The 25954-nt window shown below is 72.6% G+C and carries 25 protein-coding genes; 9 read left to right on the forward strand and 16 right to left on the reverse strand.

What is annotated here, in order from left to right; genetic code table 11:
• Window positions 1–2: 2 nt before the first annotated feature.
• The 5 genes from BLW76_RS13695 to BLW76_RS13715 all read right to left on the reverse strand — a co-directional run bounded on the left by BLW76_RS13695 (window position 3) and on the right by BLW76_RS13715 (window position 3943).
• Complete coding sequence (locus BLW76_RS13695; protein ID WP_167384598.1) at window positions 3–806, reverse strand: ABC transporter permease; 804 nt, start codon at window positions 804–806, stop codon at window positions 3–5.
• Window positions 806–1762, reverse strand: a complete 957-nt coding sequence (locus BLW76_RS13700) for an ATP-binding cassette domain-containing protein (protein WP_091306945.1) — start codon at window positions 1760–1762, stop codon at window positions 806–808. Before BLW76_RS13700 ends, BLW76_RS13695 begins: the two co-directional genes overlap by 1 nt.
• Window positions 1763–1788: 26 nt before the next feature.
• Window positions 1789–2631: a DUF4097 family beta strand repeat-containing protein gene (locus BLW76_RS13705; protein ID WP_091306948.1), complete on the reverse strand. Its 843-nt coding sequence runs from the start codon at window positions 2629–2631 to the stop codon at window positions 1789–1791.
• Between the two features lie 55 nt (window positions 2632–2686).
• A complete protein-coding gene (locus tag BLW76_RS13710) occupies window positions 2687–3178 on the reverse strand; it encodes a hypothetical protein (protein ID WP_091306951.1) in 492 nt (163 codons plus the stop codon).
• A gap of 81 nt (window positions 3179–3259) precedes the next feature.
• Window positions 3260–3943, reverse strand: coding sequence for a FadR/GntR family transcriptional regulator (locus tag BLW76_RS13715; protein ID WP_091306953.1), 684 nt, complete (start codon window positions 3941–3943; stop codon window positions 3260–3262).
• A gap of 48 nt (window positions 3944–3991) precedes the next feature.
• Between BLW76_RS13715 and BLW76_RS13720 the strand changes: the two genes are divergently transcribed.
• On the forward strand, window positions 3992–5209 hold the full coding sequence (locus BLW76_RS13720; RefSeq protein ID WP_091306955.1) for a CynX/NimT family MFS transporter: 1218 nt from the start codon (window positions 3992–3994) through the stop codon (window positions 5207–5209).
• A 1-nt stretch (window position 5210) separates the two neighbouring features.
• Here the strand turns inward: BLW76_RS13720 and BLW76_RS13725 are convergent, their stop codons facing one another.
• Window positions 5211–6365: an epoxide hydrolase family protein gene (locus tag BLW76_RS13725; protein ID WP_091306957.1), complete on the reverse strand. Its 1155-nt coding sequence runs from the start codon at window positions 6363–6365 to the stop codon at window positions 5211–5213.
• Window positions 6366–6465: 100 nt separating this feature from the next.
• Here BLW76_RS13725 and BLW76_RS13730 point away from each other — a divergent pair, with 100 nt between their 5' ends.
• A complete protein-coding gene (locus BLW76_RS13730; protein WP_091306959.1) occupies window positions 6466–7011 on the forward strand; it encodes a CGNR zinc finger domain-containing protein in 546 nt (181 codons plus the stop codon).
• Between the two features lie 34 nt (window positions 7012–7045).
• Here BLW76_RS13730 and BLW76_RS13735 read toward each other — a convergent pair whose 3' ends face one another.
• Together BLW76_RS13735 and BLW76_RS13740 are read right to left on the reverse strand one after the other, a co-directional pair.
• Window positions 7046–8440 (reverse strand): mycothione reductase, encoded by a 1395-nt coding sequence (locus tag BLW76_RS13735; RefSeq protein WP_091306961.1) that lies wholly within the window; start codon window positions 8438–8440, stop codon window positions 7046–7048.
• A gap of 96 nt (window positions 8441–8536) precedes the next feature.
• The gene (locus BLW76_RS13740) at window positions 8537–9415 is read right to left on the reverse strand and encodes a M15 family metallopeptidase (RefSeq protein WP_244170159.1); all 879 of its coding nucleotides are present in this window, start codon (window positions 9413–9415) and stop codon (window positions 8537–8539) included.
• Window positions 9416–9580: 165 nt separating this feature from the next.
• On the opposite strand from BLW76_RS13740, the gene BLW76_RS13750 reads away from it, so the two are divergent.
• Window positions 9581–10405 (forward strand): S1 family serine peptidase, encoded by an 825-nt coding sequence (locus BLW76_RS13750; protein WP_091306966.1) that lies wholly within the window; start codon window positions 9581–9583, stop codon window positions 10403–10405.
• Window positions 10406–10422: 17 nt separating this feature from the next.
• Window positions 10423–10854 (forward strand): GNAT family N-acetyltransferase, encoded by a 432-nt coding sequence (locus BLW76_RS13755; RefSeq protein ID WP_091306969.1) that lies wholly within the window; start codon window positions 10423–10425, stop codon window positions 10852–10854.
• Between the two features lie 10 nt (window positions 10855–10864).
• Here the strand turns inward: BLW76_RS13755 and BLW76_RS13760 are convergent, their stop codons facing one another.
• The 3 genes from BLW76_RS13760 to BLW76_RS13770 all read right to left on the reverse strand — a co-directional run bounded on the left by BLW76_RS13760 (window position 10865) and on the right by BLW76_RS13770 (window position 14997).
• Window positions 10865–12040: an 8-amino-7-oxononanoate synthase gene (locus BLW76_RS13760; protein WP_091306970.1), complete on the reverse strand. Its 1176-nt coding sequence runs from the start codon at window positions 12038–12040 to the stop codon at window positions 10865–10867.
• 99 nt (window positions 12041–12139) lie between these two features.
• Window positions 12140–13714, reverse strand: coding sequence for a DEAD/DEAH box helicase (locus BLW76_RS13765; RefSeq protein WP_091306972.1), 1575 nt, complete (start codon window positions 13712–13714; stop codon window positions 12140–12142).
• 323 nt (window positions 13715–14037) lie between these two features.
• Complete coding sequence (locus BLW76_RS13770; protein WP_091306973.1) at window positions 14038–14997, reverse strand: RIO1 family regulatory kinase/ATPase domain-containing protein; 960 nt, start codon at window positions 14995–14997, stop codon at window positions 14038–14040.
• Window positions 14998–15273: 276 nt separating this feature from the next.
• Between BLW76_RS13770 and BLW76_RS13775 the strand changes: the two genes are divergently transcribed.
• Window positions 15274–16812 (forward strand): phytoene desaturase family protein, encoded by a 1539-nt coding sequence (locus BLW76_RS13775; protein ID WP_091306975.1) that lies wholly within the window; start codon window positions 15274–15276, stop codon window positions 16810–16812.
• Between the two features lie 72 nt (window positions 16813–16884).
• Here the strand turns inward: BLW76_RS13775 and BLW76_RS13780 are convergent, their stop codons facing one another.
• Window positions 16885–17769 carry an MBL fold metallo-hydrolase gene (locus tag BLW76_RS13780; protein WP_091306977.1) on the reverse strand — a complete coding sequence of 295 codons (885 nt, stop codon included), beginning with the start codon at window positions 17767–17769 and terminating at the stop codon, window positions 16885–16887.
• An 83-nt stretch (window positions 17770–17852) separates the two neighbouring features.
• Between BLW76_RS13780 and BLW76_RS13785 the strand changes: the two genes are divergently transcribed.
• On the forward strand, window positions 17853–18698 hold the full coding sequence (locus BLW76_RS13785; RefSeq protein ID WP_091306979.1) for a LysR family transcriptional regulator: 846 nt from the start codon (window positions 17853–17855) through the stop codon (window positions 18696–18698).
• 50 nt (window positions 18699–18748) lie between these two features.
• Here the strand turns inward: BLW76_RS13785 and BLW76_RS13790 are convergent, their stop codons facing one another.
• Window positions 18749–19303, reverse strand: coding sequence for a suppressor of fused domain protein (locus BLW76_RS13790; protein ID WP_244170160.1), 555 nt, complete (start codon window positions 19301–19303; stop codon window positions 18749–18751).
• Window positions 19304–19386: 83 nt separating this feature from the next.
• On the opposite strand from BLW76_RS13790, the gene BLW76_RS13795 reads away from it, so the two are divergent.
• Both BLW76_RS13795 and BLW76_RS13800 read left to right on the forward strand, forming a co-directional pair.
• Entirely contained in the window at window positions 19387–20460 is a 1074-nt protein-coding gene (locus BLW76_RS13795) for an NAD(P)/FAD-dependent oxidoreductase (RefSeq protein ID WP_208613287.1), read from the forward strand.
• Between the two features lie 35 nt (window positions 20461–20495).
• A complete protein-coding gene (locus BLW76_RS13800) occupies window positions 20496–20984 on the forward strand; it encodes a GNAT family N-acetyltransferase (RefSeq protein ID WP_143060620.1) in 489 nt (162 codons plus the stop codon).
• On the opposite strand, the gene yaaA is transcribed toward BLW76_RS13800, so the two are convergent.
• Window positions 20971–21717 carry a peroxide stress protein YaaA gene (gene yaaA / locus BLW76_RS13805; RefSeq protein WP_091306987.1) on the reverse strand — a complete coding sequence of 249 codons (747 nt, stop codon included), beginning with the start codon at window positions 21715–21717 and terminating at the stop codon, window positions 20971–20973. The two genes, BLW76_RS13800 and yaaA, sit on opposite strands and share 14 nt — an antisense overlap.
• A 55-nt stretch (window positions 21718–21772) precedes the next feature.
• On the opposite strand from yaaA, the gene BLW76_RS13810 reads away from it, so the two are divergent.
• On the forward strand, window positions 21773–22738 hold the full coding sequence (locus BLW76_RS13810; protein WP_091306989.1) for a GNAT family N-acetyltransferase: 966 nt from the start codon (window positions 21773–21775) through the stop codon (window positions 22736–22738).
• On the opposite strand, the gene BLW76_RS13815 is transcribed toward BLW76_RS13810, so the two are convergent.
• Together BLW76_RS13815 and BLW76_RS13820 are read right to left on the reverse strand one after the other, a co-directional pair.
• On the reverse strand, window positions 22719–23621 hold the full coding sequence (locus BLW76_RS13815) for a 2-hydroxyacid dehydrogenase (RefSeq protein ID WP_091306991.1): 903 nt from the start codon (window positions 23619–23621) through the stop codon (window positions 22719–22721). The genes BLW76_RS13810 and BLW76_RS13815 overlap by 20 nt on opposite strands.
• Window positions 23622–23637: 16 nt before the next feature.
• A complete protein-coding gene (locus BLW76_RS13820; RefSeq protein WP_167384599.1) occupies window positions 23638–25443 on the reverse strand; it encodes a S1 family peptidase in 1806 nt (601 codons plus the stop codon).
• Between the last annotated feature and the right edge of the window lie 511 nt (window positions 25444–25954).

The following is a 25954-nucleotide window of genomic DNA, read 5'->3' on the forward strand; positions in this document are numbered from 1 at the left end:
CGTCAGTGGCTCGTGGCCTTCTTGTAGCAGCGCACCGAAAGGGGCACGAAGATCGCCAGCAGGAGCGCGATCCACAGCACCGAGGCGAGCACGGCGTGCTGCATCGGCCAGGCGTCGTGCACCGGCATGGCGGCGCTCGTGTTGCCGAACAGTTCGCGTGACGCCTGGGTGATCGCCGAGACCGGGTTCCAGTCGGCGATCACCCGCAGCGGCGTGGGCAGGCGGCCGCTGTCGACGAAGGTGTTGGCCAGGAACGTCAGCGGGAAGATCGCCACGCTCGAGACGTTGTTGAACACCTCGGGCTTGCGCACGGCCAGCCCGAGCGTCCCCATCACCCACGACAGCGCGTAGGCGAAGGCGAGCAGCAGGAGCACGCCGCCGAGCGCTTCGAGCGGGCTGGTGTGGATGCGCCAGCCGACCAGCAACCCCACGAGTCCCATGATCAGCAGGCTCGTCACGTTGAGGATCAGGTCGGCGGTGGTGCGGCCGATCAGCACCGCCGCCGGGGACATCGGCAGCGAGCGGAACCGGTCGATGATGCCCTTCTGCAGGTCGTCGGTCAGGCCGTAGCCGGTGACGATGCTGCCCATCGCCACCGCGAGGACGAAGATCCCCGGCAGCATGAACTCGCGGTAGGACATCCCGGGGATGTCGATCACGCTGCCGAACACGTAGCCGAAGAGCAGCACGAACATCACCGGCATGAACACGATGGACCCGAGCAGGTCCAGCGACCGGACGATCTTGATCGAGTTGCGCTTGGCCACCGTCACGCCGTCGGTGACGGCCATCTGCACCGCGTTCATCACACGGCCTCCTTCGCGGGTTCGGCCGTCTCGTGGCCGGTCAGGGTGAGGAAAACGTCGTCGAGGGTGGGGCGGCGAACACCGACGTCGCGGACGTCGACGCCCTCGGCGGCGAGGATCGCCAGTGCTTCGGTAAGCGCTTTCGCGCCGTGGGTCACGGGCACGGTGAGCCGGAACGCCTCAGCCTGCGGCTCGCCGCTGGCCAACCGGGTCAGCGCCCGCCGGGCCACGAGGACGTCGTCGTGGGTGCCGACGCTCAGCTCGATCCGCTCGCCGCCGACGAGGTCCTTGAGCTCGTCGGCCGTGCCTCGGGCGATCACACGCCCGTGGTCGACGACGGCGATGCTGTCGGCCAGCCGGTCGGCTTCCTCCAGGTACTGCGTGGTCAGCAGCAGCGTGGTGCCGCCCGCGACGAGCTCGGTGATGACGTCCCACAGCTCGGTGCGGGCCCGCGGGTCGAGCCCCGTGGTGGGCTCGTCGAGGAACAGCACCGGCGGGTTGGCCACCAGCGCGCCGGCCAGGTCGAGCCGGCGCCGCATGCCGCCGGAGTAGCCCTTCACCGGGCGGTCGGCGGCGTCCTCCAGGCTGAACCGGGCGAGCAACTCCCGGCCGCGGGCCTTGGCCCGCTTGGTGCCCAGGTGGTAGAGCCTGCCGACCATCTCGAGGTTCTCGGCCCCGGTCAGCTCCTGGTCGACCGCGGCGTACTGCCCCGAGGCACCGATGTGCGAGCGCAGCACGTGCGCGTCCTTGACGACGTCGTACCCGGCGACCGTCGCCCGGCCCGCGTCCGGCTTCTGCAGCGTCGTGAGGATCTGGACGGTGGTGGTCTTGCCCGCGCCGTTCGGCCCGAGCACCCCCAGCACCGTGCCCTCGGGCACCCGCAGCGACATCCCGTCGAGCGCGGTGACCTTCCCGTACTTCTTGACCAATCCCTCGGCCACGATGGCATCTGGCATGGATCTTCCCCTGTCTGTGTGGAGTTTCAGGCCCGGCGGATGACGATGTCGCCGGTGTAGGTGTGGGCCTTGACCTCGACGGTCTCGGTGGTGCCGCCCGGCCCGTCGGACGGCGTGAGCGTGTTGCGCACGGACCCGGTCAGCGAGTTCAGCTCGAGCCACGCGGCACTGCCCTCGCGGATGCCGACCTCGATCTCGCCGACGGCCGTTTCGAGGACGACCCGGTCGCGGATGACCTCGCCGAGCCGGATGTCTCCGGCGGCGGTCTTCGCGTTGACGCCGGCGTGGGCGACGTCGACCAGGATGTCGCCGTTGGCGGTGCTGACGCGCAGGTCGCCGGTCACCTCGCCGACGCGGGTCTCGCCGTTGGAGTTCTTCAGCACCGCGGTGCCGTCGATCTCGCGGACCCGCAGCTCGCCGGAGCCGGTGTGGAGTTCGGCGTGCCCGGTGGCCCGGTCGACGAAGACGTCCCCGGTCGCGGTGTTCGCTTCCAGCCGTGAGGTCTCGTCGAGGTGGATGTTGCCCACGGACGTCTTGAGCCTGCTGTCGCCGAGGCGGCCGGTGACGTGGAGGTCGCCCATCGCGGACGTCGCCTTGACGCGGGAGCCGGCCGGCAGCTCGACCGTGACGTGCAGCGCGCCGCCCTTGCCCCACAGCTTGGTGGTGTACTTCGGGCCCTTGACCAGCAGCTCGCCGTCGGCGAACTCGACGCGGGTCTTGGCCGCGGCCTTGACGTCCTCGTTGTCGCCCGGGTCGGCCGGCTGGACCTCGACGGTGGTTTCGGTGCGGTCGCCGGCGACGATCCGGACGTCGGCCATGCTGACGTCGAGCGTGGCCGTGATCGGCTCGGGGGTGGCGAAAAATGGCATGGCTGCGCCCTCCTGGGGTGCGTTGGGAGTGTTTTGGCTGGTCAGGGACGGCGGGTCAGCGGACCCAGCCGGTGTACTTCTCGCCGTAGACGGACCGGCGGTGCGGGGGTCGGCTCGCGTCGGCGCCGAGCGCGGTGTTCGCGGCCCGGACGAGCCAGGCGTTGATGGAGAGCCGGTCGCGGCTCGCGGCCTCCTCGACCCGCTGCTTCAGCTGGTCGGGGAGCCGCAGGTTGATCCGCGAGACGGTGCCGTCGTCGGCCTCGGGCGGCGGCGGTGGTGCTTCGGCGGGTGCCGGTTCGGGCGCCGTGGGCAGGGCGACCGCGAACTCCGCTTCGCGGCGGCGAAGGCGTACTTCGACGGAGCCGGGGGCGAGGTCGCGGGTGATCTCGTCGGCCGCGGCCGACAGCGCGTCGAGCAGGGTGAGCCGGATGGCGGACTCCAGCGGGGAGGCCAGCCGTTCGGCCAGGGCGACAGCGTCCTCGCCGGCCGCCTCGGCGGCTACCGCGAACTCGCGGCGGAGGCTGTCCACGAAGGGCGTCAGGTCCATGGCATTACTGTGGCACCACGGTGGTGCCACGACAACCCTGAAATGGCACCCTTAGGGGACGGCGACAGGTGAAAGCGCTGGTCAGGAGCGTTCGATGCGTTCCAGGAGCTCGTCCAGGAAGCCGCAAGCCTCCGCGGCGGCGCGGTCCGGATCCCGGTCGGCGATGGCCTGCGCGAGGCCTTCGTGGCCGATTTCCGGCGCGTGGTCGACGCCCGGCGTGATGCGGGACGTCGTCGCGATGCTCGCCGCAATGACTTCCGTCAACCCTCGGTAGAGCTCGGTCAGCAGCCGGTTGTGCCCGGCGCCGACCACGGCGAAGTGGAACTCCGCGTCGGTGCGGGCGAAGTCCTGCCAGTCGCCTTCGTGCAGTGTCGCCTCGCGGCGGGCGAGCAGTGCCCACAGCTCCGCGACCTCTTCTTCGGTCCGCTCAACGGCCGCGAGGCGCGCGCCCTCGACCTCCAGGGTGCGCCGGACCTGCAGGACTTCGCGCAGCTCCGAGCCGCAGAGCCGGCGGATCGCACCGGAGACCTCGCTCGTCGCGCGCACGTAGGTGCCGTCGCCCTGCCGGACCTCCAGGAGCCCGGTGTGCGCGAGCGCGCGGACGGCTTCGCGGACGGTATTGCGCCCGACGCCGAGCTGCTCGACGAGCTCCGTCTCGGTCGGGATGCGTTCGCCGATCGGCCATTCGCCCTGCGTGACCGCGGTCCGCAACTGCTCGATGACCTGGTCGACGAGGCCGGTCCGGCGCGTGGTGGCCAGAGGCACAGGATTATCCCTTCATCCAATCATCCTACGTATGAGAGAGTAGCGGGTATGCCCGTCGAACAGCGTGAACTCGAACTGGACGGGGCCGTCGAGGTCCGGACGCCCGGCGTGGTCGCCGCCGGCGCACTGCTCGCGGTCGCGGTGGTGCTCACCGCCCTCAACCTGCGCCCGGCCATCACCGGCGTCGGGCCGATGCTCGCCGAAATGCGCCAGGACCTGGGCACGGCCGGCGTCTGGGCCGGCGTGCTCACGACGTTGCCGACGCTCTGCTTCGCCGGCGCCGGGCTGGCCGCGCCGCTGCTCGCGCGCCGGGCCGGGATCGGCGCGGCCATCGCGCTCGCGCTGGGCGCCCTCGCCGCCGGCCTTGTGCTGCGCGTGCTCGACGGCCCGGCCGTGGTGCTCGGCGGGACGCTCGTCGCCACCGCCGGGATCGCCCTGATCAACGTGCTCATCCCGGTCGTCATCAAGGACTCCTTCCCGGCGCGCATCGGCGCGCTGACCGGCGTCTACACCGCCGCGCTGCAGGGCGGCGGCGCTCTCGGGTCGGCGGTGACCCCGCGGCTCGGCGACGCCCTCGGCGGCTGGCGCCCGGCGCTGGGCAGCTGGGCGGTGCTCGCCGTCGTCGCGCTGCTGGCGTGGATTTTCGCAGCCCGTGGCACCGGCCGGGCACCGCGACCCGCCGACGGGGCCGGCGGCGGCCGGTCGCTGCTGCGCAACCGGCTCGCCTGGATCGTCACGGGCTTCTTCGGCCTGCAGGCGTTCTACGCCTACGCGGCGATGGGCTGGTTCCCGCAGGTGCTGATGGACGCGGGCGTCCCGCGCGACGACGCCGGCCTGCTGTTCGGCCTGGTCTCGCTGATCGCCGTCCCGATCAGCCTCGTCGTGGCGCCGATGGCGGCCCGGCAGCGCGGGCAGAGCCCGTGGATCGTCGGGCTGGGCGTGTTCGGCGTCGTCGGCACCGCCGGGCTGATGCTCGCGCCGTCGTGGTCGCCGCTGCTCTGGAGCATCCTCGTCGGGCTGGGGATGAGCACCTTCTCGCTGGCTCTGACGGTCATCGCGCTGCGCGCGCGGACCGGCGCCGACACCGCCCGGCTGTCCGGGATGGCGCAGGGCTTCGGCTATCTGTTCGCCGCGCTCGGGCCGTTCCTGTTCGGCCTGCTGCACGACCTCGCGGGCGGCTGGACCGTGCCGCTGGCCATGCTGCTCGGCCTGCTCGTGGTCCAGTTGACCTTCGGTGCCCTGGCCGGCCGCCACCGCTTCGTCTGATTCAGCGGCGAGCGGCCAGCACGGCCGCGAGACCCGCGCGCAGATCCTCGACGAAGTACCCGGGGACCTCCAGCGACGGGAAGTGCCCGCCGCGTCCGGGCTCCCGCCAGCGGACGATCTGCCGGTACCGCTCCTGCGCCCAGGGCCGCGGGTACTTCTCGATGTCGCGGGGGTAGGTCGTGATGGCCGCGGGGACGTCGACGCGGAGGTCGGGGTCGAGCGAGTTGTGGCTCTCGTAGTAGATGCGGGCCGCCGAGGCACCGGACCGCGTCAGCCAGTACAGGGTGACGTTGTCGAGAATGCGGTCACGGGAAATCGTCTCGAACGGGCTGTCCTCGGTGTCCGACCACTCGGCGAACTTGTCGAGGATCCAGGCGAGGAGCCCGACCGGCGAGTCGACGAGCGCGTAGCCGATGGTCTGCGGCCGGGTCGCTTGCTGCTTCGCGTACGCCGCGCGGTGGTGCCAGAAGTCGTGGGTTTCTTCGGTCCACTGGCGCTCGGCCGCGGTCAGCCCCTCGGTCGTCGCCGTGGGCAGCCCCTGCGCGAACGTCGTGTGGATGCCGAGGACGTGCGCCGGGAACCGGCCGCCGAGCACGGTGGTGATGTTGCCGCCCCAGTCGCCGCCGTGGGCGGCGAACTCGCGGTAGCCGAGCCTGTCCATCAGTTCGACCCAGGCGGCCGCGGTCTTTTCGGTGCCCCACCCGGTGGTGGCGGGTTTGTCGCTGTACCCGAAGCCGGGCAGCGAGGGAGCCACGACGTGGAACGCCGGCGCGGCGGCGTCATCGGGGTCGGCCAGTTCGTCGACGACGTCGACGAACTCGGCGACGCTGCCCGGCCAGCCGTGCGTCAGGAGCAGGGGAGTGGCGTCCGGACGCGGGGACCGGCGGTGCAGGAAGTGGATGCCCAGGCCGTCGACGGTCGTGCGGAACTGGCCGATCTCTTCGAGGCGGTCTTCGAACGAGCGCCAGTCGTATCCGGTGCGCCAGTAGGCCACGACGTCGGCGAGGTCGGCGAGCGGCACGCCCTGCTCCCACCGGCGCTGCGTCGTCTCGGCTTCCGGCAGCCGCGCGGCGGCCAGCCGGGCGCGCAGATCGTCGAGTTCGGCTTCGGGCGCGCGGGCTTCGAACGGGTGCACCTCGCTGGTGAGACGGGACATGAGACCTCCAGACATCGCGAACCGGCTAAGGCGGTTCAGAACCGGCTAAGCTGGTTCTAACACGACGCTGTGTCGGTCTGCAACCGGCTAAGGTGGTTCCATGCGTGCTGAGTTTCCCGAATTCCGCCTCGGTAGCGTGCTGGCGACCAGCTTCACGGCGACGCTGACGGAGCGTCAGGGCGACTCGGTGGAGCGCATCCCCACGCCGGAGCGGCTCGTCGACTGGCTGGCGGTGAGCGGTCTCGCCGTGGACTCCTGCACTCCCGCGCAGCACGACCTCGCCCGGGAGCTGCGGGAGTCGATCCACGCCGTCGCGACGGCGGCCGCGGCCGGCGACCCGCTCCCGGCGGCCGCGGTGCGGGTCGTCAACGACCGGAGCGGCCGGGGCCGGGCCGCGGCCGTCCTGACGCCCGAGGGCAAGCGGCAATGGCGGATCGGCGGCGTGGAAGATGCCCTCGGCGTGATCGCCGCCGACGCGATCGAGATCGTCGCCGGCGAACGCGACGGGAAGCTGGCCTTGTGCGCCTCGCCGACCTGCCGGGCCGCGTTCTTCGACACGAGCCAGAGCCGCAGCCGCCGGTGGTGCGAAATGAACACGTGCGGCAACCGCCAGAAGAAGGCGCGGTTCAACGCCAAAAAAGCCTGATCGGCGGGCCGGGGGTCGCCCGGCCCGCTTCGGTTCAGTCCAACGGCAGGTTCAGGAGGGCGTTCTCGATCAGCTCCGGCATCGCCGGGTGGATCCAGTACTGGCCGCGCGCCATGCTCCGCGCGTCGAGGCCGAAGCTCATCGCCTGGATGAGCGGCTGGATCACCGACGACGCCTGCGGGCCGATGATGTGCGCGCCGAGCAGCTGCCCGGTCGCCGGGTCGGCCAGGAGCTTCGCGAAGCCCGTGGTGTCCTCCATCGCCCAGCCGTAGGCGATCCCGGCGTAGTCCTGCTTCGAGACCACATAGGACACGCCGAGCTCGCGGGCCTTCTGCTCGGTGAGCCCGACCGAGGCCACCTGCGGGTGGGTGAAGACCGCGTGCGGCACGAACCGGTGGTCGGCGGTGATCCGCTCGTCCGGGTGCAGCAGGTTGTGCTGCACCACGCGGGCTTCGTGGTTCGCGACGTGCTTGAGCTCGTGCGGCGAAGACAGGTCGCCGAGGGCGTAGATGCCGTCCACCGCGGTCTGCTGGTAGTCGTCGACCACGACGTGCCCACTGTCCATTGTGGTCACGCCGGTGGCGGCGACGTCGAGGAGGTCGGAGTTCGGCTTGCGGCCGGTGGCGATGAGCAGCACGTCGCCCTCGACGGTCTCGGCGCCCTGCGGGCCCTCGAGGTCCAGCGCGACGCCGCCCTCGGTCCTGCGCGCCCGCACGGTCTTGCGGTCGAGGCGGACGTCGAACCGCTCGGCGGCCAGCTCGGTGAAGCGGGCGCTGACGTCCTCGTCCTCCGAGCGCAGCAGCCGCCCGGAGCGGTTGACCAGCGTGACCTGCACGCCGAACGACGCGAAGACGTGCGCGAACTCGGCCGCGATGTACCCGCCGCCCAGGATGACGATGCGCTCGGGCAACTCGTCGAGGCGCATCACCGTGTCGGAGGTGTGGTAATCGACGGTGTCCAGGCCAGGGATCTCGGGGATGACCGGTCGCCCACCCGCCGCGAGCACGAACCTGTCGGCGGTCAGCACCTCGTCGGGGCGCCCGTCGGCGAAACTGACGCGCAGCTCCTTGTGCCCGGTGAAGCGGCCGCTGCCCTCGTAGACGTCGACGTTCGCGTTGTCCTCGTGGCTGCGCCGGTACTCCGCGCCGCCCTCGGCGATCGGGTCGATCCGGCCGAAGATGCGGTCGCGGATGTCGCGCCAGCGCACGCCCTTCAGCTCTTCGTCGACGCCGTACTTCGAGCTGTGCGAAGGCGTGTACGCGACGTCAGCGGCGTACACGAACATCTTCGTCGGGATGCAGCCCACGTTGAGGCAGGTGCCGCCGAAGGTGCCCTTCTCGACGATCGCCGTCTTCTTGCCGGCGAAGCCCGGGCCGAGGATCGAGTTCCCCGATCCCGTCCCGACGATCACCAGGTCGTAGTGGGGCACTGCATCCTCCGCGGGTCCGGTTCCGGTCGTTCCACCCTAGCCAACCGTGTCGCACAGGTGGGTGTTCCCCGTTGTGCTTAACGTCGTATTACGTGGTCAGTGGCCGGTCGCGGTGAAGTGCATCCGGTCGACCGGGCCGCGCCAGTTCCCGCCCCAGCTCCACCCGATCGCCGCGAACGCGCGCACGGTGGCGTCACCGGCCAGGACCATGCCGGGCCGCTTGCGCGCGCGGTCGACGTACGCCGAGGCCAGCTCGGGCAGCACGAGGTCGCCCTGGGTGTAGGGGTTGCAGAACGGGTTGACGTCGACGGCGAGCCCGAAGGCGTGCGCCGACCAGGTCGTCTGCCCGCGCGCCGGGCGGCAGACGAACGCGCTGGTCGAGTTGCCGTCGCCGGTCGGTGGAGCGGTGAGCTCGCCAGCGCTGGTCACGCGCATTTCCTCGAGCGGGAAATGCGCGGCGAAGAGCTGTCCGAAGACCTGCGTGATCGCGGCCGCGCCACGGGCGTTCACCAGCATTTCGCCGGTGTGCGCGCGGCCGTCGAAGCCCCAGAAGGACATCGTCAGGTAGCGGAGGTCGCCGGGTTTCACCGGACAGGCGGGCTGCCAGGTACTGCGCGCGAGGACGTCGGCGGGCACTGCGGTGTTTGTCGAAGCGTACCGCCCGCCCGCAGGCGGCGGGAGGACGTCTTTTGTCGGAAGTGCCCGATTCACCAGTTCGGGTGGTGTCGGCTCGATCTCGCCGAAGCCGTCGGGACGGCGGGGGAGCGGCCGGGCACCCACCTGCCAGGTGACGGCGAGGGCGCTCGGCGACGGTGGCGGCGCGGTCGTGGTGCCTGCCGCGATCGTTGTCGATGTCGGGGCTGACGTCGGCGTCGACCTCGGGGCCGACGGCACGGGCGGGGGCGGCTCCGCCGAGCACGCCGCCAGCGCGAGAGCGAGGGCCGCCCACCACGCCGCCGTCGCTCTCCGTCGCATCCGGCCAGCTTGGCAGAGGCGGCGGGTGAGCGCGGAGTCCACCCGTTCCAGTGACACCGTTTTGGGCCCCCTCGGATTAGGGTAATGAGCGCACGTCGTTCACGCACCGGAGTTGTCCGGGTGCCGAGTGCTCTGCCCTGTGCTGTGCCGAAGAGGGGAAGACCCATGTCCGTGAAGTCCCGCCGTTCCCTGCTGTTCGCAAGCGGCGCGCTCCTCGCGGTCGCCGCGATCGCCGTCCCGGTCGTGGTGGGCACGGCGGCGGCCGATTCCGGCGCGGCAGGCTCCGGCACCCAGGCGCGGATCGTCGGCGGCGAACGGGCTTCCCTGTCCGACCACCCGTACGCGGTGTACCTGACCGACGCGGGCGGCAACCAGTTCTGCGGCGCGGTGATCGTCAGCTCCACGTCGGTCGCCACGGCCGCGCACTGCGCCAAGGCGGTGGCGAAGCAGGACATCCGGGTGGTGGCCGGCCGCGAGGACAAGCGCACTGCCGAAGGCCAGGCCCTCGGTGTCTCGAAGGTCTGGGTCGCCCCGGGCTACACCGACCCGACGCAGGGCGGCGACATCGCCGTGCTCACCGTCCGCGGCCAGTTCGACTACCGGCCCGCGAAGCTGCCCGACGCCAACGACGCGCGGCTGTACGACAAGGGCACCCAGGCGACCGTGCTCGGCTGGGGCCGCATCGCCGACGGCGGCCCCCGCTCCGACTACCTGCGCAGCGCCCAGGTCCCGGTGGTCTCGGACAGCGAATGCCGCGCCGACTACAACGTCTACGACCAGCGGACCATGGTGTGCGCGGGCTACGCCGAAGGCGGCGTCGACGCCTGCCAGGGCGACTCCGGCGGCCCGCTCGTGGTCGGCGACACGCTGATCGGCATCGTCTCCTTCGGCGACGGCTGCGCGAAGGCGAACCGGCCCGGCGTCTACACGCGCGTCTCGGAGTACGCCGACGAGGTCGAGGCCCAGGCCAGGCCCCGCCTCCTCGGCTGAGCGTGCTAAGCAGGGGTATGCCGACCCTGCACGACGCCACCGGTCCCGAGCTGACCGCCGCCCAGCTGCACGACATCCTCCGCCTGCGCGTCGACGTGTTCGTCGTGGAGCAGAAGGCCGCGTACCCGGAGCTCGACGGCCGTGACCTGCTCCCGGACACCCGCCACCTGTGGTTCGAGGAAGCCGACGCGGTGCTGGCGTACCTGCGCGTGCTGCTCGATCCGGGCGGGATCCGCCGCATCGGCCGCGTGGTGACGGCCGCCCCCGCCCGCGGAGCCGGCCTGGCGGCCCGGTTGATGGAGGCGGCCCTGACGGTCCCGGGCGAGTACGTTCTCGACGCCCAGACCTACGTCCAGGGCTTCTACGCCCGCTACGGTTTCGTCGCGGAAGGCGCGGAGTACATGGACGACGACGGAATCCCGCACATCAGGATGCGCCGCCGCCCGTGAAGCCCGCCGATCACGCGAGGGCGCCCCGCGGCGCCGTCGCGGTGATCACCTTCACCGCGCGGTCCACATCGGCTTCCGTCAGGTCGGCCCGTGCCGTCAGCCGCAGCCGCGAGATGCCGTCCGGCACCGACGGCGGGCGGAAGCACCCGACGCGGATGCCCTGTTCCGCACACGCCGCGGCCCACGCCACGGCCGTCTCCGCGGACGGCGCCTGAACCGAGATCACCGCGGCGTCCGGCACGCTCGCCTTCAGCCCGGCCGCCTTCAGCGACATCGCCAGGTTGCCCGCGTTCTCGATCACCTTCTCCGCCAGCCCCGGCTCGTCCTTCAGCGCGTGCAACGCCGCCAACGCGGCCGCCGCGCTCGCGGGCGCCAACGCGGTGTCGAAGATGAAGCTCCGCGCCGTGTCCACGAGGTGCTTGATCACCCGCCGCGGCCCCACCACCGCGCCGCCCTGGGCGCCGAGGGACTTCGACAGCGTCAACGTCGTGACGACGTCGGGCGCGCCCGACAGCCCGGCCGCGTGGACCGCCCCGCGGCCACCCTCGCCCAGGACGCCGAAGCCGTGGGCGTCGTCCACGAGCAGCGCCGCGCCGTGCTCACGGCAGATCCCGGCGAGCTCGCCGAGCGGGGCCAGGTCACCGTCGACCGAGAACACCGAATCGGTCACCACCAGCGCCCGCGGCTTGCGCCGGGTCGAGAGCGCGTGCTTGATCGCCGACGGCGTCGAGTGCGCCACCGCGGCGACGTCGGCCCGCGACAGCCGGCAGCCCTCGATCAGGGACGCGTGGATGTACTTGTCGGTGACGATCGCGGACTCGGAGCCGGACAATGCCGTCACGGCGCCGAGGTTCGCGGCGAACCCGGAGGAGAACACGAGCGCCGCCTGCGCGCCGCAGAACCGGGCGAGCTCCAGTTCCAGCTCGGTGTGCAGCTCGGTCGATCCGGTGACCAGCCGGGACCCGGTCGCCCCGGCGCCCCAGCGCAGCGCGGCGGCCGCGGCGGCCCCGGCGACGCGCTTGTCGCGGGCCAGCCCGAGGTAGTCGTTGCCGGCCAGGTCCAGTTCGTCGGCCTGCGCGGGACGCGGCCGCAGCTGCCGCACGAGTCCGGCGTTCGCCCGCTTCTCCGCCTCGGCGTCGAGCCAGTCGAAAACCTCGTCGGGCGGGGGCGTCGGCGGCGTAGTCACGTCCCGCAGTCTCCCATCCGGCCCTCGAAGCTCCGCCAAGCGGGCCTGGAAACGCCGGAAGCCCCGGACCACGCGGTCCGGGGCTTCCGAAGGGAACGATCAGCTGTCGTAGCCGCGACGCGGGCCACGGCTCGGGCGGCCGTAGCCACCGCCGTTGCCCGAGCGGGGCTGACGGGCGCGGCCGCCGAAGCCGCCGGGACGGCCTTCGCGGTCGCCGCCGCGGTAACCACCGCGGTCGCCGCCACGCTCGCCGCCGCGGTCACGGTCGCCGTGGCTGCCGCGGTGGGAACCGCCGCGCTCGCCACCCCGGCCGCCGCCGAAGCCGCGGTCACCGCGGAAGCCGCCGCCGCGACGCGGGTTCTCGCGCCGCCGCTCGACGACCGGCTCGCCGCTGGGCTCCTGGGCACCGGTGATGCGGGACAGCTCGGCGTCGCCCGGGCGGACCGTCGTCGACTCCGCACGCACACCGGCGCGGTCGGTCAGCCGGCGGACCATCCGGCGCTGGTCGTGCGTCGCCAGCGTGACGACGACACCCGACGCCCCGGCGCGCGCGGTGCGGCCGGCGCGGTGCAGGTAGTCCTTGTGGTCGGCCGCCGGGTCGACGTGCAGCACCAGGGAAATGTCGTCGACGTGGATGCCGCGCGCGGCGACGTCCGTGGCGACCAGCACCGGGGTGAGGCCGTCCTTGAAGTCGGCGAGGACGCGGTTGCGCTGCCCCTGGGTCTTGCCGCCGTGCAGCGCCGCCGCGTGCACACCCTGCTCGCGCAGCCGCTCGGTGAGCCGGTCGACGTGGTGCTTGGTGCGCACGAACATGATCGTGCGGCCATCGCGGGCGCCGATCTGCGTGATGACGTCCTGCTTGTCCTGGTGCGAGACCTGGAGCACGTGGTGGTCCATGGTCGTGACGCTCGCGGTCGACGGCGCGACCGAGTGCGTGACCGGGTCGGTCAGGTACTGCTTGACCAGGCGGTTGACGTCACCGTCGAGGGTCGCGGAGAACAGCAGCCGCTGCCCGCCCGGCGGGGTCAGGTCGAGGATCTCGCGGACCTGCGGCATGAAGCCCATGTCCGCCATCTGGTCGGCCTCGTCGAGGGCGATGAAGTTGCAGTCGCCCAGGTGCGCGGTGCCCTGTCGGACGTGGTCCGACAGCCGGCCCGGCGTGGCGATCAGCAGGTCGACGCCGCGGGACAGGGCGTCCGCCTGGCGGGCGAAGGCCATGCCGCCGACGGCCGTGCGGCACCACAGGCCGAGCGACTTGGCCAGCGGGGTCAGCGAGTCGGCGACCTGCATGGCCAGCTCGCGGGTCGGGACCAGGATCAGCGCGCGGGGGCGCTTCGGGCGGGCCTTGCCGCCGTCGAGCCGGGCCAGCATGGCCAGGCCGAAGGCGAGGGTCTTGCCGGAGCCGGTCTGGGCGCGGCCCAGCACGTCGCGGCCGGCCAGCGCGTCCGGGATGGTCGCGGACTGGATCGGGAAGGGCTGGTTGATGCCCGCCTCGGCCAGCGCGCGGAGCAGCGGCTCCGGCAGGCCCAGCTGGGCGAAGGTCTTGGTGGCCACGGTCTCGACGGCGTCGTCGCGCAGCATGTCGCCGCCCGCAGGCCGCTGGCGCGGCTTGTGGTCGGGACGGCCCGCGCGGGCGGACGTCGAGGAGTGGCCGGAGTTGAACGTGACTGTCACAAATGCCTCTCGGACGTGGTTCGTCGCAAGGGAGGCCCGGGCTGCCCGCGCGCAGGCAGGGCAAGATGGTGTGCGATGGGCGTTCACAGGGACGGACCCGGCACACCGTGTCATCGCTTGCCGACACTGCGCGCCGCTTGGGTTACGGATCACCGCGAGCCATTCGGTGGCTCTGGAGGCGACGGACACCAACTCATCCACGCCGCCGGTTGCGGTCTGTGCTCACTGTACCCGAGCCGGAGCTGGGACTACGCATCGAGGTCGCCGGTTGTGGGCGGCGTCGCAGGCGTGTTCCACACCACACCCGCGACGCCGCCCCGGTGTCAGCCCAACCCGGCCGCGGAAACCAGCTCCGCCAGCAGTTCTCCGGTGTTCGTGACGTGCTCGCCGAGGCCGCGGCCGTGGAACCAGCCGGCCAGGTTGCGCACGTCCCGCGCCAGGAACTCGGCGCCGCCGGGGTTGGCGACGACGTCGACGACCTGGGGCAGGTCGATCACCATCAGCCTGCCCCGGTGCACGAGCAGGTTGTACGCCGAGAGGTCGCCGTGCGCGAGCCCCTCGGCGGCGAGCAGCTCGAGCGCCGCGGTGGCCTGGAACCACAGGTCCTTCAGCTCGTCCGGGTCCGGGCGGAGCTGGGCCAGCCGGGGTGCCGCGGTGCCGTCGTCGTCGCCGAGGAACTCGAGCAGCAGTTCCGTTCCCTCGCGCTGCACCGGGTAGGGCACCGGCGCGCCGAGCGTCCACAGGCGACTCAGCGCGGCGAACTCGGCGACCGCCCACTGCTCGGCGATGAGGTTGCGGCCGAACGCGCTGCGCTGCGCCATCGCCCGCATCTCGCGGGAACGGCGCATCCGCCGTCCTTCGAGGTAGCCCGCGTCGCGGTGGAACAGCTTGTGTTCGTCACTGCGGTAGCGCTTCGCGGCAAGCAGCGTGCCCGGCGTGCCGGGCAGTCCCCGCCGCAGGAGGTGGACGTCGGCCTCCTTGCCGGTCTTGAGAACGCCGAGGTCGGTGTCGACCGCGGCGAGTTCGGTGACGACCCAGTCCGGCCGCGGTGACGGACCGTGTTCGGCGTCATCCCAGGTGGACCAACGGTCGGCACCATCGGGTAACTGGTTTTCGGTGTAGGCGTCGTCGCGCAGCTTCGCGAGGCGGACGCGTTCGGCCTCGGTCAGCCGTCCGCTGCGGGTGGGTTCGGGTTCGTCGAACCGGCCGCGCCGCGGGCTCTTCCGGCGGCGGGTTGGCTGCTCGTCGAACAGGTCGAAATCTTCGAAGTCGTGCTGGCGCACTGGTGGGTTTCTCCTTGGTCAGGGATGCCCCACCGGGCGCGTGATCAGCCTCGGGGGGCGGGTGGGTGAGGGCGCGAAAGGGCCCGGACAGTCATCACGACAGGCACCTCCCGTTCTCACCACACCGGCTCCCTGCCGGCTGCGCCCAGGATGCCGGACCGGTCACGCTCCGCGCAACCGAATAGCGCGAACGGTCCGTTCGTGACGTTTCCTTGAATTCGCTCCCGCGCCGCGGTCACGATGAACGGGCAGGCCGAAACCCAAGGAAGGCGGCAGATGGACAGCTACGACGTGGTGATCGTCGGCGGCGGGCACAACGGCCTGGTGGCGGCCGCGTACCTGGCGCAGGCGGGCCGGTCGGTGCTCGTGCTCGAACGACGGGAAGAGACCGGTGGCGCCGCCGTCTCGTTCCGCGCGTTCGAGGGCGTGGACGTCCGGCTTTCTCGCTACTCGTACCTGGTCAGCCTGCTGCCGAAGAAGATCGTGGCCGATCTCGGCCTCGACGTGGAGCTGCGACGGCGCCGGATGTCGTCCTACACCCCGTCGGGCGGTTCCGGTCTCCTGGTCGACACGGGCGACGACGGCCGGACGTCGGCGTCGTTCCGTGCGGTCACCGGGTCCACTTCGGACTTCTCGGCCTGGCAGCGGTTCTACGAGCTGACCGAGCGCGTCGCCGGGCGCGCGTTCGGGACGCTCACCGAGCCGCTCCTGTCCGAAGTGGACTTCCGCGAGCGTGTCGGCGACGCCGAGGCGTGGTCCCTGCTGTTCGAACGGCCGATCGGCGAAACGCTCACGTCGTGGTTCGGCCACGACACGGTGCGCGGCGTGGTGCTCACCGACGCGCTGATCGGCACGTTCGCCCCGGCGGACAGTGCGGACCTGCGGCAGAACCGTTGCCTGCTCTACCACGTCATCGGCAACGGCACCGGCGACTGGGACGTCCCGGTCGGCGGCATGGGCGCGGTCACCCGTTCGCTCGCGGCGGTGGCGACCGCGGCGGGCGCGCGCCTGGAGACCGGTACCGAGGTGCTCGCGATCGACCCGGACGGCGAGGTGCGGTGTCGGCGCGCCGACACCGAGTTCGCCGTCCGGGGCGGGCACGTCCTGGCGAACGTCGCGCCGGCGACGCTCGCGCGCCTGCTGGGCGAAGATCCGGCCGAACGCCCGGAAGGCGCACAACTGAAGGTGAACATGGTCCTCACGCGGCTGCCGAGGCTGCGTGACCCGGACGTCGATCCGGCCGACGCGTTCGGGGGCACCTTCCACGTCAACGAGAGCTACACGCAGCTCGACACGGCGTACCGCGAGGCGGCGGCGGGGCGGATCCCCTCGCTGCCGCCCTGCGAGATCTACTGCCATTCGTTGACGGATCCGTCGATCCTCGGCCCGGCCGAACGCGCGGCCGGCACGCACACGCTCACCCTGTTCGGCCTGCACATGCCGGCACGCCTCTTCGAGGGGCGCAACGAAGAGGCACGCGAAGCGGCGTTGCGCGCGACGCTCGCTTCGCTGAACAGCGTGCTGGCCGAGCCGATCGAGGACTGCCTGCGCACCACGCCGGACGGAAAACCCTGTGTGGAAGCCAAAACCCCGCTGGACCTGGAAGCCGAGCTGGGTCTGCCGGCGGGGCACATCTTCCACCGGGACCTGTCCTGGCCGTTCGCCGAGGACCCGGCCCGGGCCGGGTCCTGGGGCGTGGAAACACCGCACGAGCGCATCCTGCTCTGTGGTGCGGGAGCCGCGAGAGGAGGTGGTGTCAGCGGCATCCCGGGCCACAACGCGGCGATGGCGGTGCTGGGTGTCCGGCCGGGCTGATCGGATGCACCCCTGATTCGATGCCACCCGTTCGCGGGTCAGGGGTGTTTCCGGAACCCGGCCGAACGGCAGTCAGCCGTGCTCCGCGCACAGGCACGCGACGCCCGGTTCGATCCATTCCCGGCCGGCCCATTCCGGGTGGCGCTCGACGAGCAGCGCCCGGACCTCGGCGGCGACCTCGTCCACGCCCATCGCCGAGTCACGCCGTCGCCAGGTCTCGTCACGCAGTTCCCGCAGGTAGTCGCGGACGTCGGTGAGCACCGCCCCGCCGCCGACCGTTCCGTGCCCGGGGACGACCACCCGCGGTCCGGTCGCCACCAGCCGGTCCAGCACCGCGAGCCAGCCCACACCCGAAACGTCCGTGTCGTGCGGCGGGAACCACGGGAAGATGGCGAACTGCCCGGTCTCGGCCAGGTCGCCGGTGAACAGCACGCCGGCGTCCGGCACCTCGACGACCTGGTCACCGGCGGTGTGCCCCCGGCCGGTGGGCCGCAGCCGGACGGTCCGGCCACCCAGGTCGAGGTCCCGCGAGCCGTCGTAGACGACGTCGGGTGCCGGCAGGCGGACGCCGTCGAGCCGGCGGGCAATCGTTTCGCCCAGGCCGCGGAACATCTCCAGGTAGCCCGGGCCCTTGGTGGCGAGGTCCGCCGCCTGCGCCCGGTTGACGAGGTAGGTGGCCTCGCCGGCGAACACCTGCGCGCCGAAGGCGTGCTCGGGGTGGAAGTGCGTCGTGGTCAGGTACAGCCGGCGGCCCTTCGCCACTTCGCGGGCGAAGGCAAGTACCTGCATCGCGTTGGCGGTGCCGATACCCGTGTCGACGACCAGGACGGCCTCGGTGCCGCCGACGACACCGATGTTGGGCACCAGGTCGACGTGGTCGTTCGGGATCACCAGCAGGTCGGGGGCGATCTCCCGGGCGCCGGAGACGCGCACGGCAGGATCGGTCAGCTCGGTCATGCCCCCGATTCCACCGCCGCCCGGGCGCGGCCGTCCAAGACCGGTTCGGTGGTGCCGATACCGGGCGAATATCGTCGCCGGTCATGGAGCTGCGCACGCTGCGGTACTTCGTCGCGGTCGCCGAGGAACTCCACTTCGGCCGGGCCGCCGCACGGCTGCACATGAGCCAGCCGCCGCTGAGCCGGGCGATCAAGCAGCTCGAAACCGACGTCGGGGCCGTCCTGCTGCTGCGGTCCGCCGCCGGCGTCACGCTCACCCCCGCCGGGACTGCGCTGCTGGCCGAGGCGCGGGCGCTGCTCGACCAGGCCGACCAGGCCCGCGTGCGCGTCGCCACGGCAGCGGGCGCGCCGACCCTCACGGTCGGCATCCTCGGCGACGGCGCCGACCCGGCCGCGAACCGGCTCGCCGACGCATACCGGCGGCAGCACCCGGACGTCGAAGTCCGCGTCCGCGACACCGACCTGACCGACCCGACCTGCGGACTGCGCGCGGGGCTGGTCGACGTCGCGCTGACCCGCGGGCCGTTCGACGAGACCGGCCTGACGGTGCACCAGTTGCGCGCCGATCCGGTGGGCGCGGTGCTGCGCGCGGACGACCCCCTCTCCGGCCGCGACCGGCTCGCGCTCGCCGACCTGGCCGGACGGCGCTGGTTCCGGTTCCCCGACGGCACCGACCCGGTCTGGCAGGCGTACTGGCACGGCGGCGAACCCCGCGAGGGGCCGGTCGTGCGGGCGGTCCAGGAGTGCCTGCAGGCGGTGCTCTGGAACGGCACGGTCGGGCTGATGCCGCTCGGTCACCGGCCGCCGGGGGAGCTGGTCGTGGTGCCGCTCGCCGGCCTGGCGCCGAGCCCCGTGGTGGTCGCCTGGAAGGACACCGGGCCGCTGGTCCGGTCGTTCGCGCAGCTCGCGGCGGCCGCCTACCGGGCCTGAGCGGCGGCGGGCAGCGTTCGGCGCCGCGTGCACGAGCTTGCCGAGGGGCGCTAGACCACCGGCGCGCGGCGGACGTCGTACAGATCCCAGTCCAGCTGCCAGAACGCGTCGATGCCGTGCTCGCGGATGTACTTCCGCTCGGTGTCGTGCACCGGGTAGCAGCCGGCGATGCTGATCGGCGGGCCGCCGATGTCGATGAGCGTGTACTGGTGCGCGTCGAGGGCCGCAGGCGCCGAAACGGCGAACGCGGTCATCGCCGACTCCGGCGCGATGGGCTGCCCGAAGTCGATGGTGTCGCCGTAGACGAACGGGCACGTACCCCGCAGCTGCTCGGCGAGGTAGCCGATGGCCAGCACCCAGACCGGGTCGTCGGACCGGACGCTGATCCACAGCTCGGGTTTCACCCCGTGCCACTCGGGGTGGTCGGCCAGCGAAAGTCCGTAGGTCGCACCGGTGAGGTACCGGGGTTCGGGCTCGTTCGCGTAGACGAACGCGATGACGTCGTCCAGTCCGGGCTGGGTCGACGGGATGGGCTGCAGCCGGGGCTGGGTGGACCCGGTCAGGGTGTCGAGATGGGCGAGATACCGCTCGGCACGGCTCGGCATGGCGCGCAGCATACGACCGGGCGGGTGCCGGCGTGGCGCATCCCGTTGGCCCGGGCGTGCCAAGATCGGGCAGGGTGGAGAGCATGCGAGTGCTCGTGATCGGCAGCGGAATCGGCGGCGCGGCGACGGCCTGGCACCTCGCGGGCCGCGGCGCGGAAGTGGTCGTGGCGGACGCGGCCCGCCCGGGGACGGCGACCGAAGCCGGCGCCGGGATCGTCAGTCCGTGGACGTCACGCTGGGAAGACGCGCTGTACCCGCTCGCGGCCGCGGCCGGCCGCCACTACCGGGAGTTCACCGCGGAGCTCGGGGATTCGTCGTTCGAGGTCGTCGGCGGGATGATCGTGTCCGCCGACGACGCGGAGCTGGCCGAAGCGCACGAACGGCTGACCGAACGAGCGGCGGAGGCGCCCGAAATCGGCGAGGTCCGGCGCCTCGACCCGGCGCAGGCCCGCGAACTGTTCCCGGCGCTGGCACCCGGCCTGGGCGCGGTGCACCTGGCGGGAGCGGGCCGTGTCGACGGGCACCGGGTGCGCCGCGCGTTGCTGGCGGGGGCCGAGCGCCGGGGCGCGAAGTTCGTCGAGGGCGAGGTCGCGTTCCGCGCCGACGGCACGGTGGTGGGCCCGGACGGCCCCCTGGCAGCGGACAGCGTCGTGGTGGCGGCCGGTGCCTGGACCCGGGAACTGCTGGCACCGCTGGGAATCGACCTGCCGGTGACGCCGCACCGCGGCCAGATCAGCCACTTCGACCTGCCGGGCACGGACACGTCGGCGTGGCCGGTGGTCCTGCCGCGCGGCAGCAGCCACTACCTGCTCGCGTTCGGCGGTGGCCGGGTGGTGGCGGGCGCGACCCGCGAGGCGGACGCGGGCTTCGACTACCGCGTGACGGCGGCCGGCCAGCGCGAGGTGCTGGACAACGCGTTGGCAGTGGCGCCCGGCCTCGCGGACGCGACCCTCGCCGAAACCCGGGTCGGCTTCCGCCCGGGGACACCGGACGGCCTGCCGGTGCTGGGCCTGCTCCGCCCGGGCCTGGCGGTGTCGACGGGCTTCGGCGCGGGCGGGCTGACGAACGCACCGTTCGCGGGGAAGCTGGTGGCGGCGCTCGCACTGGGCGAGGACCCGGGCTTCGACCTGACCCCGTTCGCCCCGGACCGGTTTTGAGGGGATATCGCCTCCGCCCGGCAACGGAGGCGGACTTGGCAGCCTTGCTCACGATCCTCGACGGCGCGAGCGAATGGCTCGGCACGCAGGGCACCGACCAGTGGTCGGGCTCGCCGTGGCGGGCAGAGGAACTGCGCCCGGACCTGGCGACGGGCGGGCTCCGAGTGGCGGAGAAGCTGCCCGACCCGCCGCTCGAAAGGAGTGAGGCGGCGACCGGCGCCCGCACACCACCTCGGCACCAGCCCGTTCCAGTCGCCACCATGACCCTCGGCGAAACCGCCTCCTCGCTCCACCTCAGCCACTTCGCCGTCGACCGGCGCTTCGCCGGGCTCGGCGTCGGAGCGTGGCTGATCCGCGAAGCCGCCGACGAAGCCGCGCGGCGCGGGAAACGCTCACTGCGGCTCGATGCCTGGACCACCAACACCCGGCTGCACGACTACTACCGCCGGCAGGGCTTCCGGCTCGTGCGGATCGACGGCGGCAACTCGGGGGCCTTGCTCGAACGGCTCGTCAGCCCTCGGTGACCAGGTCCAGGGCGTGCTCGCCGGTGCGCTCGACCACCAGGCCCGCCTTGGTGATCACCTTCGCCAAATGGTCCACAGTGGACGGCTCGGCGCGCGTCGCCACCAGCACGCGCGCCAGGCGCCCCTTGTACGCCTTGTTGAAGTGGCTCACCGTCACGCGCTCGCCGCGGGCGTCCTCCGTCACCACGCGGACCGTCACCGCGTCCGGGCGCAGCTTCGCGAAGGCCGAATACGTCCCCGACCGCAGGTCGACTACCAGGCCCTCGACGCCCTGCAGCACCGGCTCGAGCACCGGCTTCCACAGCCCGCGGACGGTGCCCAGCGACGGCAGCGAGTTGCCGCCGGAGAGCCGGTACGCCGGGATCGGGTCGGTCGCCGAGACGACGCCGAACAGCGACGACGTCACCGCCAGCCGCCGGTGGGCCTTCTCCCGGTCCGCCCTCGTGAAGCTCTTCACGTCCAGCGCGTCGTACAGCACGCCGGTGTAGCGGCGCAGCGCCGGCATCGTCGGGGACGTCCACAGCTGCGCGTTGCGCGCGACCTCCCCGGCCTGCCGCTCGGTGAGGCCCAGGGTGGCGATGCTCGCGGGGACGTCGGCGGCCAGCTCGGCCAGCGCGTCGGCGAGCTTCGCGCGCGTCGGGTTCAGCTCGGGGAACGACAGCGTCGCGAGGTCGAGGGGCCCGCCGCGGCCGCCGTCGGCCTTGGTCTCGGATGGGGGGAGCAGCACCAGCACGCGCCGAGCCTAAATCGGGATGCGCGGGCGCCGCCGCCCGGCCTAGCCTCCCGGCATGGACCTGACCTGGCGCCCGTTGACCCTCGACGACGCTCCCGCCCTCGCCGGGCTGTACGCGGCGGCCGAGGAAGTCGACCGGACGGGTGACCACTTCAGCGCGGAAGACCTCCGCGACGAGCTGGCGGCCCCCAACGTCGACCTGGCCCGCGCCACCGTCGGCGCCTGGGCGGGCGACCGGCTCGTGGGCTACGGCCTGGTCCTCCGCCGCGCCGCCGCCGACCCCGTGCACATGATCCGGCTCCAGTCGGTCGTGCACCCGGAGCACCGCACCGACGCCGTCGGCGCTCACCTGGCCGAGTGGCTGGCGCGCACGAGCCGCGAGGTCCACGAGCGCGCCTTCCCGGACGCGCCCCTCGAACTGCACCACGGCAGTCACCAGAACGAACACTGGATCGCCGGCGTCCTCACCCGCGCGGGCTACACGCACGGCCGGACGATGGTGAACATGCGGGCCGGCCTCGCTGACCTGCCGCCGCAGCCGCCGCTGCCGGACGGCTTCGAGGCGGTGCCGTTCGACTTCCGGTACGACCTCGCCACGCTCGACGCCCGCAACGACACCTTCGCCGGCCACTGGGGCAGCACGATGTACGAGCCCGACGTCTGGCGCCACCTGGTGACGGGTTCGAAGGACTTCCGTCCGGACCTGTCGTTCCTCATCATCGACGACGACAAGGTGCTGGCGTTCGTGCTGAGCCACCACTACGCGTCCGAAACGGCGGCGACGGGCGTCCGCGAGCACTACGCCACCTGGGTGGGAACGCGGGCCGCGCTGCGCGGCCGCGGCGTCGCGTCCGGGCTGCTGGGGCACACGCTGCGGGCGGCGAAGGACGCGGGATTCGACCGGTCGGCCCTGAACGTCGACGTCGACAACGCACACCGCGCGCTCGGTGTCTACGAACGGTGCGGTTACCGCGTCGAAGACGAATGGCACGTCTACGTGCTCAAATTTCCACGAGGTTGAGCAGGTCCTCACCCTGCACGTACCTCCGCAGCTGCTCCGCGACGAGCTTCTTCGCGCGCGGGTAGAACGACGCCGACCCGCCCGCGATGTGCGGGGTGACGACCACCCCCGGAACCGTCCACAGTGGATGGTCGGCGGGCAGCGGTTCCGGGTCGACGACGTCGAGGCCGGCGCGGAGACGCCCGGTGCGGGTCTCGGTGACGAGCGCGTCCGTGTCGATCGCCGTGCCGCGGCCGACGTTGATCAGCAGGGCGTCGTCGGGGAGGGCGGCGAGCTCGTCCGGGCCGATGAGGCCGCGCGTTGCGGGGGTGTCCGGCAGGATCAGCACCACGATGTCGGCACCGGGCAGCAGGTCGGGCAGCTCCTCGACGCCGCGGACGTCCTCGGCCGGTCGGGGACGGCTCGCCACCCGCGTCACGACCGCCTCGGCGGCGACGAGCTGGCGTTCGATGGCCTGCCCGATCGAGCCGTACCCGACCAGGAGAACCCGGCTGTCGGCCAGCGAGCGCGTGTGCTCGCGGACCCACTCGCCGCGCGTCTGCTGCGCGAACCAGCGCGGCAGGTCCCGCTGCGCCGCGTGGATGAGCGCGAGAGCGTGCTCGGCGACGCTCAGGTCGTGCAGCCCGCGCCCGTTCGCGAGGCGCACGCCGCCGGGCAGCAGGGGTACGAGCGTCTCGACCCCGGCGGACAACGACTGCACCACCCGCAGCGAAGGCAGTTCCTTGATCAGCTGCGGCGGCTCCGGCCCGCGGTCGTAGGGCAGCACGTAGAACTCGACGTCGCCGAGATCAGCCGGAGGGGCGCCGACGCCGTCGTAGCAGGCGGCGCCGATCCCCTCCGGCACATCGATGTCGGTCCACGGCAGCAGTACGCGAGCGCTCATGCCGCCTTTCTACCCGCTACCGCGTGTAGTAGCCCTGCAGGTCGACGACCGCGTCCGTCGAGCCCGCCGAGTTGCGGACGTCGAACCGCGCCCCCGAGCCGAGCTTGACCGTCGCGGCGTTGGACGTGTTCTCGCCCGCCATGACGTTCACCGTCGAGGGAACACCGCTGTAGGGCAGGTCGTGCGACCAGGCGGCCAGGAACGTCGAGATGCTCGGCTGCACGCCCGTGATGTTCAGCGCGGCGGCGGTCGCGCCCGACGGCAGCCCGCCGGCCGTCACCGTGACGATCCCACCCTGGCCGAGCGGCGCCGCCGCCGTGCCGACGCGGGTGTCGAGCAGGCGGGTGGGCGTGCTCAGCGCCGCGTACCGGCTGCCCGCGTCGCCGGGCACGAACGCGCCGACGACCGACAGCAGCACGTGGCCCTGGCCGTGGTGGAGGAAGATGCGGATGGCGCCGTCGTCGCCGATCCGCACCAGCGACTGGGTCGCGCGGTGCTCGTCCGGCCGGATGTTCAGCGTCGACGGGCCGGGCGTGCCCTGGGCGAAGACGCTGAAGTAGGTCTCGGAGTCGGCTTCGGTCCCGGTGAGGTTGACGGCCACGGCGACGGCGTCGGCGGGCACGCCCGCGATGCCGCGGACCGGCACCGTGACGACCTCGCCCGCGGTCAGCCTGCCCGGGTGTCCGCCGAGCGAGGTGCGGGTGTCGAGGACCAGGTCGGGCTTGTCCTTCGGCTGGTAGGTCGACTCGCCGGAGGCGCTGTAGTAGCCGAGGTAGTCGACGATGACCTCGATGTCGCCGGCGTTGTTGCGGACCTTGATCTTGCCGTCCGGGCCGACCGGGACCACGGCCATGACGGCGGCGGTGCGACCGGCGCCGATGTTGAGGTTCGACGTCGTGGGCAGGGCGTCGCCGTAGGCGGTCAGGAAGGTGCTCCGGGTGCCCCCGGTGCCGACGAGCCCGACCGCGACGGCGCTCGCGTTGGCCGGCAGGCCGGGGATGGCGACGGACACGGATTCGCCTGCCGCCACCGGCTTCTTGTGGCCGCCCAGGTCGGTGCGGGTGTCGAGGACGCGCTGCGCGGCGGGCAGCGCGGTGTAGGCGTCGCCACGGAGGCGCAGGCCGATCCAGTCGGCGATGTCGTCGACGCGGGTCTCGACGGTGCCCTGCCGGGTTTCGTTCGAGCCGAGGCAGCCGGCCTGCCAGGACGCGTGGTGGAGGCCGGCGAGCTCGACGACACCGTCGCGCTCGCGCAGGAGAGGACCGCCGGCGTCGCCCTGGCAGGTCGTCGCGGTCGCCGGGTCACCGAGGACGGCGAGGGTGGTGGCGGTGACGCTCTGCACGGAGACGGGAACGGTGTGGAGCTTGTCGGGCACCCATTCGGTGGCGGTGCGCCCGTAACCGGCGACGCGCAAGCGCTCGTTCGGCGCCGGGGCGGCGGTGCCGATGGCAACCGGGGTGACGTCGGTGACCGGCGCGGCCAGCTTCGCGAGGACGACGTTGCGGTCGGTCCGGAAGAGGAGATCGACGATCGCGCGTTCGGCCCCGGCGCTGCCTCGTTGGCCGACGATGGCCTTGCTGGCGAGCTTCGGCGGACCGGCTTGGGTGCCGTTTTCCGGGAAACAGCTCGCGGCGGTGACGACCCACTGCGGCGCGACCAGGGCACCGCTGCACCCGTGGACACCGCCGACCTCGACCTTGGTGGCAAAGGTGTAGGCCCCCTCGGCGGCCGGGCTGCCCCCGGTGACGGCGGCCCCGGGAACGGCCCCGGCAACGCCGGCGACCACCACTGCGGCGAGCACGAGGCCGGCTCTTCCGGGCATGGTGAAGGCACCCTTGACGGGCGGCATGGATCCCCCTGTGAACGGAAATTCATCGCGAACGGGATATGTCGAGGTCACCCCGCACCAAGGACCCTCCCGTTCCTGGTCGCGGCGATGCTAGCGGGTCGCGTTGGCGGGTGGCCAGTAGCCGAAAGGCGGGGTTTACGTGGGAATGGGCCGAACGGACGATCATGGGGCGGGTGGGGGAATCGGTGGGGGACAGGGGATCCGGCCCGCGGCCGGCGGCGGCGCTCCGGGCGGGGCTGATTCGGGGCGGCTGCTTCGCGGCGGCTGGGTGACGCGGATCGGGCTGACGGCGGGGACAGCCGGCGCAGGTTTGGCCTGGTTCGCTCGGGCCAGACTGGTTGCGGACGTGGGGTACGCGGATCGGCCGGTCGCGGGGAATACCCGGCGCACGATTGCCGGGCCGGGGCGGGTTGGCTGGGTCGGCGAAGGGCCCGGTCACCTCGGACCAGGCTGTTTCGTCGCAGCGGGCGGCGGCCGACCCGCG

It is taken from the genome of Amycolatopsis tolypomycina (assembly GCF_900105945.1).
Classification (GTDB): Bacteria; Actinomycetota; Actinomycetes; order Mycobacteriales; family Pseudonocardiaceae; genus Amycolatopsis; species Amycolatopsis tolypomycina.